Annotated in this window: 1 protein-coding gene; it reads left to right on the top strand. The window is 41.8% G+C overall.

Annotation, left to right across the window (positions count from 1 at the left end):
- The first annotated feature begins 343 nt into the window (after window positions 1–343).
- Window positions 344–613, top strand: a complete 270-nt coding sequence (locus tag HH682_RS16175) for an Arm DNA-binding domain-containing protein (RefSeq protein ID WP_420826228.1) — start codon at window positions 344–346, stop codon at window positions 611–613.
- The last annotated feature ends 469 nt before the right edge of the window (window positions 614–1,082 follow it).

The following is a 1,082-nucleotide window of genomic DNA, read 5'->3' on the forward strand; positions in this document are numbered from 1 at the left end:
CACACGGAGATGGAAGCCACAGAAGCACCTCAAAAACACCATCATACACTAAATCAATAAATTGGAGTCATTACCGGTAGGCTGTACGGTTTCGTTGTTTTTCATCCTAACTCTTCCTCTTCTTTACTTTATATTTATTAATAATCAATTGCTTGAAGTCCAATTTAATCGTTTAAGCATCAATTATATCCTTAACTTTCCTGTGCTATCCCTTTTACTCCATACGATATGTTGTACCAAATCTGTACCAATCACAACTTATCGGGTGTACCAAATCTTGAATGATTCTTGATGGTACTAAACTTAGGAATATTTCAAGTAAGTCATACAAGGGCTATCAGAGATAGCTGATGCGAATGGCCTTAGTGTAAGGATATCACCTAAAGGCGTTTTAAACTTTCAATATCGATTCTTGTGGGCTGGAAAATACCAGCGCGTGAGCATTGGTCAATACCCTTCGGTCTCTCTGAAGGATGCTAGGAATATTGCGGATGAGTTAAAAGTTCTGATCTTCTCTGGGGCCGATCCCCGCAGTTACTTCACTAAGTCTAGTAGTTCCAGAGCTATCAGTGGCTGTATCAGGCATAGCTCTTCGGTTTCCTCATCCCGCTAGTACATTGAGCTCTCGTGAAACCCATCAGCCTCTAGCAGCCAATAGGCCCTAGTGTAGGGCACTATCCCGCGTGAGTTTTAACTTCCTGCCAGCAGGAGTGCTCGTTCGTTCTGTCTCGGCGCACTTGGTACATGAAACTCATTTAGTGCTAGTAGTTGTGTTAAAGAGCAGCTTGACTCTTGTCTGATGCGGTAGGTAATCCGTAGACCGCATCGATATTTCGTTTCGATGGAGTAAGATTACAAGGATATTTATTTCTCACAGGCGAAAAAAAAGCCGCATATAGCGGCGAAGTATCAGGAATAGATGTTGTCAACGAGGGTATTACTTATAAGAGTGTAAGAATTACGAAAGGTTCACTATCGATCGAGGAATTTTAAGTTATGTGTGGCTGGGTAATCCCCCCGAAAAATCGGTGTGTTCATAAGTAGAATTTTCTACTAACCTGAACTCAGGGGAGATTTCTATG

Source organism: Rosenbergiella gaditana (assembly GCF_018494065.1).
In the GTDB taxonomy this organism is placed as follows: Bacteria; Pseudomonadota; Gammaproteobacteria; order Enterobacterales; family Enterobacteriaceae; genus Rosenbergiella; species Rosenbergiella gaditana.